Origin of the sequence: Streptomyces viridochromogenes DSM 40736, assembly GCF_000158955.1 — a bacterium.
In the GTDB taxonomy this organism is placed as follows: Bacteria; Actinomycetota; Actinomycetes; order Streptomycetales; family Streptomycetaceae; genus Streptomyces; species Streptomyces venetus.
This window is the reverse complement of record NZ_GG657757.1, coordinates 3,489,155-3,497,128: the sequence shown is the minus strand read 5'-3', so window position 1 is coordinate 3,497,128 and position 7,974 is coordinate 3,489,155. Positions and strand designations below refer to the sequence as shown.

Annotated in this window: 5 protein-coding genes and 1 other annotated feature (1 of these 6 running past the window's edge); of the genes, 3 read left to right on the top strand and 2 right to left on the bottom strand. The window is 68.5% G+C overall.

What is annotated here, in order from left to right:
• Nucleotides 1-27: 27 nt before the first annotated feature.
• Nucleotides 28-2,196 carry a fructose-specific PTS transporter subunit EIIC gene (locus SSQG_RS15210; RefSeq protein ID WP_003990668.1) on the bottom strand — a complete coding sequence of 723 codons (2,169 nt, stop codon included), beginning with the start codon at nt 2,194-2,196 and terminating at the stop codon, nt 28-30.
• A 520-nt stretch (nt 2,197-2,716) separates the two neighbouring features.
• Here SSQG_RS15210 and ahcY point away from each other — a divergent pair.
• On the top strand, nt 2,717-4,174 hold the full coding sequence (gene ahcY, locus SSQG_RS15205) for an adenosylhomocysteinase (protein ID WP_003990666.1): 1,458 nt from the start codon (nt 2,717-2,719) through the stop codon (nt 4,172-4,174).
• 113 nt (nt 4,175-4,287) lie between these two features.
• Nucleotides 4,288-4,902 (top strand): hypothetical protein, encoded by a 615-nt coding sequence (locus SSQG_RS15200; protein ID WP_003990665.1) that lies wholly within the window; start codon nt 4,288-4,290, stop codon nt 4,900-4,902.
• Nucleotides 4,903-4,954: 52 nt separating this feature from the next.
• Here SSQG_RS15200 and SSQG_RS15195 read toward each other — a convergent pair whose 3' ends face one another.
• Nucleotides 4,955-5,965, bottom strand: a complete 1,011-nt coding sequence (locus SSQG_RS15195; RefSeq protein ID WP_003990664.1) for an RDD family protein — start codon at nt 5,963-5,965, stop codon at nt 4,955-4,957.
• Between the two features lie 129 nt (nt 5,966-6,094).
• Here SSQG_RS15195 and SSQG_RS15190 point away from each other — a divergent pair, with 129 nt between their 5' ends.
• The gene (locus tag SSQG_RS15190) at nt 6,095-7,102 is read left to right on the top strand and encodes a stage II sporulation protein M (protein WP_003990663.1); all 1,008 of its coding nucleotides are present in this window, start codon (nt 6,095-6,097) and stop codon (nt 7,100-7,102) included.
• 593 nt (nt 7,103-7,695) lie between these two features.
• Nucleotides 7,696-7,974: a sequence feature (mutual gap in cmsearch alignment for this rRNA model is longer than 100), on the top strand (it continues 1,222 nt past the right edge of the window).

The following is a 7,974-nucleotide window of genomic DNA, read 5'->3' as shown; positions in this document are numbered from 1 at the left end:
CCCACGGGCTTTATGCGCGGCCTCCGGTCACCCGACCTCGCGCAGCACCCCGAGGAGCGCCGGTTCGTCCGGCGCGGCCAGCAGCCGCTCCCGGAAACCGGCATCCATCAACTTCCGTGACAGCAGCGCCAGAATCCGCAGATGCTCGTCACCCGCCGCCGCCTCCGGTACGGCGATCATGAACACCAGCCTCGCCTTCGTCCCGTCCAGCGAACCCCACTCGACGCCCTCCGCGGACCGCGCGAAACCGACCACCGGCTCCGTCACCGCATCCGTCTTGGCGTGCGGAATCGCGATCTCCTCACCGAGCCCGGTCGTGCCCTGCGCCTCCCGCCGCAGCGCACACGCCACCAGCTCGTCCACATCCGCGACCTTGCCGGTGCGGGAGAGCAGCTCACTCATCTCCCGGATCGCGGACTCCTTGCCGTCCGCGCCGAGCTCGACCTTCACGGTCTCCTGAGTGAGGTAGCCGGAGAGCACCCCGCCCACGCCGGCCTCCTCGGCCGGAGCACTGTCCGCGGGCTCTTCCGACTTCTCGGGTGCAGCCATCTCGGGAGCCTCGGACCCCGCGGACCGCGCCGTGGCGGACGCACTCGCGCCGACCGCCTCCGTCTCGCGGACGACCCGCTGCGACGCCGTGCCGCCTCCGACGTCGGCCCCTCCGGCACCAACCCCGGCCGGTACGGGCTCGGGCACGGGCACAGCCGTACCGACGCCGCCCGCCGCCGCCCCACGACGCCCTCGCTCACTCAGGTCGACCAGGGTGACCGTGGCCAGCGCGGTGACGACCGAGCCGATCACCACGGCCACGAAGAACGTCGGCACACCGCTCACCGCGCCCAGCACCGCCACGATCGGACCACCGTGCGGCACCGCGTCCTCGACGCCGGCGATTCCCGCGATCGCACCGGCGACCGCGCCACCCAGCATGTTGGCCGGGATGACCTGCGCGGGCCGCGCAGCCGCGAACGGGATCGCACCCTCCGAGATGCCGAAGCACCCCATGAACAGCGACGCGAGCCCCGTCTCCCGCTCCTGCTCGGTGTACAGCCGCTTCCGTATCAGCGTGGCCAGGCCCTGCCCCAGCGGCATGACCGGGATCGCGGCCGCACACATGCCCATGACCGTCTGGTTGCCGGTCGCGATGAGCCCGGCGCCGAACAGGAACGCCGTCTTGTTGACCGGCCCGCCCATGTCGAACGCGATCATGAGCCCCAGGATCGCGCCGAGCAGGATCGCGCTGGTACCGGTCATACCGCTGAGCCAGTCGGTCAGATGCTCGAACACCCACGAGATCGGCTTGCCGAGGACATAGATGAAGAACAGCCCCAGCGCCGTGGTCGCCACGATCGGGATCACGATGATCGGCATGATCGGCTGCGCGAACTTCGGGACCCTGACCTTCTTGATCCACAGCACCAGGTATCCGGCGAGGAACCCGGTCACGATCGCCCCGATGAACCCGGCGCCCGCCTTGGAGCCGTACAGCTCACCGGTGTTGGCGATCCAGCCGCCGATCATGCCGGGCACGAGTGCGGGCCGGTCCCCGATGGCGTACGCGATGTAGCCGGACAGGATCGGCACCATCAGCGTGAAGCCGATGACGCCGATGTTGTTCACGTCCATCCAGAAGGAGTCCTTCGGGATGACCAGTCCGCCCGACGGGTCGGTGTGCCCGCCGAGCGAGAGCGAGATCGCGATCAGCAGCCCGCCGACCACGACGAACGGGATCATGTAACTGACCCCGTTCATCAGCGCCTTGTACCCGATGCTCCGCTCCTTGCCGCCACCGGCCGCGGAGTTCATGGGGGCCGAGGGGCTGCCCCCTCCGGCGTGCACGGGCGCCGACAGCACCCTCTCGATCAGCTGCTCCGGATGGCGAATGCCCTCGGCCACCCCGACCGTCAGCACCCGCTTGCCGACGAAACGGCTCAGGTCCACGTCCTTGTCCGCGGCGACGATCACGCCGTCCGCGTGGTTGACATCGTTGTCGTCGAGGACGTTTTCAGCCCCGATGGATCCCTGGGTCTCCACCTTCATGTCGATGCCGCGGCTCTCGGCGGCCTGGGCGAGCTTCTCGGCCGCCATGTACGTGTGGGCGATGCCGGTCGGGCACGCGGTCACCGCGAGCAGCTTCAACCGCTGCCGCTCGCCACCGTCTTCGCCCGTGGGGGGAGGGCCGGCCGGTTCGGTCACGTCGATCTCCTAACGCCTTTGTCATACGGAATCGCCGTCCCGGACGCTCCCGCAAGATCGATCAGTTGGTCAGATCTCCGGGGCATCCTGCACCACCCCACCGCAGACTCAAAGGCCCGAAGATCCCTGTACGTACCGCTTTACCGCCTCCTGTCGACGGTTCGTTGGTGTCCTGTTATCGCTCTCGCCCACCACTCGCACACCCCACCGCCACCTGACCTGCCGCCGCCCCCGAAGGACCTCGCACCCACCCCACTTCCCCTGGCCCCGGTGGCGCGATCTGTTCGGAGGCGGGCTGTGGGTGGCCCGGCCTCCCGGTGTAGCTTGGGACGGAGCCAGACGTCGCTGCTGATGGCGGTCGGGCGGTCCCGACGCGGACCGGCCGAGGGAGAGAGGGCCTCCGACGGACTGCGCTGCGCCTACGCGGGCATGCCTGTGTCCTCCTTCGGGCACCCCTGTGTCCGCCGCCGCGCAGACCAGCCGTACCCACCTCGACCCACACCCCGAGGAGCAGCTCGCAATGACGACTGTCGACAACCGACAGGACTTCAAGGTCGCCGACCTCTCCCTGGCCGAGTTCGGCCGCAAGGAGATCACCCTCGCCGAGCACGAGATGCCCGGCCTGATGGCGATCCGCAAGGAGTACGCCGAGGCGCAGCCCCTGGCGGGCGCCCGTGTCACCGGCTCCCTGCACATGACGGTGCAGACCGCTGTGCTCATCGAGACCCTGGTCGCCCTGGGCGCGCGGGTCCGCTGGGCCTCCTGCAACATCTTCTCCACCCAGGACCACGCCGCCGCGGCCATCGCCGTCGGCCCGAACGGCACCGTGGACAACCCTCAGGGCGTTCCGGTCTTCGCCTGGAAGGGCGAGAGCCTGGAGGAGTACTGGTGGTGCACGGAGCAGGCCCTGACCTGGCCGGACAGCCCCACCGGCGGCCCCAACATGATCCTGGACGACGGTGGTGACGCGACCCTGCTCGTCCACAAGGGTGTCGAGTACGAGAAGGACGGCAAGGTCCCCTCGCCCGAGACCGCCGAGTCCGACGAGCACCGCGTCATCCTCGAGCTGCTGACCCGCACCATCACGGACGGTTCGCAGAAGTGGACGCAGCTGGCCTCGGAGATCCGCGGTGTCACCGAGGAGACCACCACCGGCGTCCACCGCCTGTACGAGATGCAGCGTGACGGCACCCTCCTGTTCCCGGCGATCAACGTCAACGACGCCGTCACCAAGTCGAAGTTCGACAACAAGTACGGCTGCCGTCACTCGCTGGTCGACGGCATCAACCGCGCCACCGATGTCCTCATCGGGGGCAAGACGGCGGTCGTCTGCGGGTACGGCGACGTGGGCAAGGGCTGCGCGGAGTCCCTGCGCGGTCAGGGCGCCCGTGTGATCGTCACCGAGATCGACCCGATCTGCGCCCTTCAGGCGGCGATGGACGGTTACCAGGTCACGACCCTCGACGAGGTCGTCGACAAGGCCGACATCTTCATCACCACGACCGGCAACAAGGACATCATCATGGCCTCGGACATGGCCAAGATGAAGCACCAGGCCATCGTCGGCAACATCGGCCACTTCGACAACGAGATCGACATGGCCGGCCTGGCCAGGATCCCCGGGATCGTCAAGGACGAGGTCAAGCCGCAGGTCCACACCTGGACCTTCCCCGACGGCAAGGTGATCATCGTTCTCTCCGAGGGCCGTCTGCTGAACCTGGGCAACGCCACCGGTCACCCGTCGTTCGTGATGTCCAACTCCTTCGCGGACCAGACCCTGGCCCAGATCGAGCTGTTCACCAAGCCCGACGAGTACCCGACCGGCGTCTATGTGCTGCCCAAGCACCTCGACGAGAAGGTCGCCCGCCTCCACCTCGACGCGCTCGGCGTGAAGCTGACCACGCTCCGCCCCGAGCAGGCCGAGTACATCGGTGTGCAGGTCGAGGGCCCGTTCAAGCCGGACCACTACCGCTACTGAGCCGGCAGCACAGCACCGTCGAGACCGAGGCAGGCCCCCGCACCCCCGTGCCGGGGGCCTGCCCCGTTCGACGGACCGGTGACCGGCCCAGCCCGTCAGGACCCAGGACCCCCATGCCCCGCGGCCGTTATTCGCTCCATGATCCGCACGATCACACCCCCCTCGCAGATGAGCACTTCCAGTGCGCCGTCGGCCCCTCCGGCTGGCGCTACGTCTCCCAGCTGACCACCCCCTCGGGCGACCACCGCGGCTCGGTGGACCTCACCCTCGACGAACTCGGCCGCCCCATCCGCCTCGAACTCCACGCCGCCGCCTGGCAGGTCCGCGGCGCCGCCCTCGACGGCGTCACCTGGGTCCGCACCGACCCCACCGGAACCGAGGCCACCGAAGGCAATGTGCGCGCCCACGCCTTCACCGGGACCTCCCCGGCATTTCTCGTCGCCACCGCCCGTCTCCTGCGCCTCACCCCCTCGGCAACAGCCACCCGCGTACGCCTCGTAGCCTTCACGGACCCGGTCCTCGCCCCGCGCACCGTGGACCAGTCGTGGGCCTTGCTGAAGAGAGAAGCACACACCACTGACAGTGGCCCCCTGACCGTGGACGAATACCAGGTCACAGCCCTGGACACGGGCGAGCAGCACGCCGTGCACATCGCCGGCGACGTAGTGCTCGCGGCCCCCGGAATCGAGCTCGAGGACCTCGAATCACCACCGTCGCTGTTCACCTGAGCCGACGACCCCGGCAGCCCCGGCAGCCGATGGGCGGGCAGCCCGCCCGCCGTCACGCCGGCGGCACGAACCCGGTGCCCGGACGGTCACCAGCCGGCACCTCGTGCGACTCCGCAGGCCGGCCTCCCGCAGCCGGCTCGGTCGCTGTGGTCGCCGCGGTCGCTTCGGTCGCTTCGATCACTTCGGACATCGCGCCGGGCGGCACCACCGGTGGTCCGTACGCAGCCCGGACCTCGTCCGGGGCCGAAGCCCGAACGTCGGCCGGGGCCCGGACCTCGGCCGAAGCCGCAGCAGATGGCGCGGAAGAGGCGGCCCCGTCCCCGAAAGCCCGCCGGGCCTCCCGGGCCTGCCGCTCCTGCACGACCGCCGCCAGATACGCCGCCGCCGGAACCCCCTGCGGTACCGGAGCTCCCGTACGCTCCGCCAGATCCGACGCCAACCGCTCCGCCATCGACCGGCCCACCTGCGGATCCAACTGCTGCATGCGCGTCAGGTACTGACGGACGGCGAGCCACAGACCCTCGGGTACCGCGGACAGATCGAGCCCCGAGAACCGCCCCGCCAGCCACGGCGGAGGAGGCGGCACGAAACCGGCCCGCGCGACCGGGATCCGCTCCCGTACGACGAGAGTCCCCGCGAACACGTCACCGAGCCGCCGCCCACGCGCCGACACGAACGAGGCGATGCAGGCGACGATCCCGAAGGTCATCAGAATCTCGATCACCCCGATCAAGCCCCTCACCAGGGCATGCCGGAACCTGATCGGACCACCGTCGTCCCGCACCACACGCAGCCCGCAGGCCATCTTCCCGAGCGACCGCCCATGACTGAGCGTCTCCACCGCGATCGGCGCGCCCACCAGCACCAGAACGAACGTCGCGATCGACAGCGCCGTCTGCGCCGCCTCGTCCAGCGAGGCGGTGGAAACCACCAACGCGACGGTCACCGCGATGTAGACGGCCATGGCCGCCACAAGATCCAGCAACACGGCCAACGCCCTGCTGGGCAGCCTCGCCGGGCGCAGCTCCAACGCCACCGCCTCGCCCGTCACCAGCTCACTCACGCCCCGCCGCCCTTCCCCTGCCCTGCCCCCGACAGGGCCAGTCTGCCAAGCTGAGGGCGCATCGCGCCGTAGTACGACAAGCTGATCCACGACGAGCCGCCGACGAACAGCCGAGGAGCAGGCACACCGATGGACCTCGACGTCTTCGTCTCCGCCCATCGCGCGGAGTGGGACCGCCTCGAAGCGCTGCTCCGCCGCCAGCGCCGCCTCGACGGCGCAGAAGCCGACGAACTCGTCACCCTCTACCAGCGCACCGCCACGCACCTCTCCCTGATCCAGTCCAGCGCACCCGACCCCCAGCTGACCGGCCGGCTCAGCCAACTCGTGGCACGCGCGCGTAGCGCTGTGACGGGAACCCGGCGCGCCTCCTGGCGCGACGTCACCCGGTTCCTCACCCATGGCTTCCCCGCCGCCGTCTACACCTCACGCCGCTGGTGGGTCCCCACCGCGCTGCTGTCCACGGCCGTCGCGGTCCTCCTGGGCTGGTGGATCGGCACCCACCCCGAAGTGCAGGCCTCCATCGCGGCCCCCAGCGAACTCCGCGAGCTGACCCGCCCGGGCGGCCAGTACGAGACGTACTACTCCAGCCACCCGGCCGCGAGCTTCGCCGCCCAGGTCTGGACGAACAACGCCTGGGCCGCCGCACTGTGCCTGATCCTCGGGGTCTTCCTGGGACTCCCGGTCCTCTGGATCCTCTTCCAGAACATGCTCAACCTCGGCGTCGGGTTCGGACTGATGTCCTCGGCCGGTCGCCTCGACACGTTCCTCGGCCTCGTCCTCCCACACGGCCTGCTGGAACTGACCGCCGTCTTCGTCGCCGCCGGCACCGGTCTGCGCCTCGGCTGGACCCTCATAGACCCGGGCCCCCGCACGCGGCGCACGGCTCTCGCGGAAGAGGGCCGAGCCGCCATCGGCATGGCCATAGGCCTCGCCCTGGTTCTCTTCGTCTCCGGCGCCATCGAAGGCTTCGTCACCCCCTCCGGCCTTCCCACCTGGGCACGCATCACCATCGGAGTCATCGCCGAAGTGGCCTTCCTCCTTTACGTCTATGTCCTGGGTGGCCGTGCCGCACGAGCCGGTGAGACCGGCGACCTCGACGCGGCGGAACGCAGCGCCACCGTCCCGACAGCGGCCTGAAGTCAGGCACGACCGCCTGATGTGCGGACACGTCTGTTCAGCTGCTAGTCTCCTCTTCGCCCCACAGGAGCCGTTGACACGGCGAGTGCGGGGAGGTAGATTCGAACAGTTGCCTGGAGGCGGGGTTCAGCCCCGAACCGGCTACAGTGAGTATCTGTCTGCTTCGTGAAACGTCGCTTTCACTGAAGCCCCTCCCGATGAATCGGAAATGAGTTGCCGGTCAGTCCGGCTCGAAACTTCTGATAAAGTCGGAACCGCCGGAAAGGAAACCGCGAAAAGCGGGACCTGGAAAGCGCCGAGGAAATCGGATCGGAAAGATCTGATAGAGTCGGAAACGCAAGACCGAAGGGAAGCGCCCGGAGGAAAGCCCGAGAGGGTGAGTACAAAGGAAGCGACCGTTCCTTGAGAACTCAACAGCGTGCCAAAAGTCAACGCCAGATATGTTGATACCCCGTCTCCGGCCATCAGGCTGGGACGAGGTTCCTTTGAAATAAACACAGCGAGGACGCTGTGAACGGTCGGGCTTATTCCGCCTGACTGTTCCGCTCTCGTGGTGTAGCACCGGCTGTATTAATTTACTGGCCGAGTAAACATTCACGGAGAGTTTGATCCTGGCTCAGGACGAACGCTGGCGGCGTGCTTAACACATGCAAGTCGAACGATGAAGCCCTTCGGGGTGGATTAGTGGCGAACGGGTGAGTAACACGTGGGCAATCTGCCCTGCACTCTGGGACAAGCCCTGGAAACGGGGTCTAATACCGGATATTGACCATCGCGGGCATCCGTGATGGTGGAAAGCTCCGGCGGTGCAGGATGAGCCCGCGGCCTATCAGCTTGTTGGTGAGGTAATGGCTCACCAAGGCGACGACGGG